The 232-nt window shown below is 64.7% G+C and carries 1 pseudogene; it reads right to left on the minus strand.

The features are described from left to right. Positions 1-220, minus strand: a pseudogene (locus ACZ3HG_RS25000) (hypothetical protein); the annotation flags it as partial. Between the last annotated feature and the right edge of the window lie 12 nt (positions 221-232).

The following is a 232-nucleotide window of genomic DNA, read 5'->3' on the forward strand; positions in this document are numbered from 1 at the left end:
CGAAGAAGATCGCGTCCACATAGGCTTCGAGCGCGTATGGTCCGGACATCGGGGCGGAGGCGGTGACGGGCACTCCCGCGGCCTGCAGCGCCCGATGAGTCGCCATCGCGACGTAACCACCCTGTGAATATCCGGTGATCAACAGCTTCCCGTTGTCGGAAGTGGCGGAGGACATCGTGTGCGGCAAGGCGGCACGGGCGGCAGCCAGCGCGTCGATCATGTCCTTCGATTG

This window comes from Erwinia sp. PME.40.26/001 (assembly GCF_055556675.1).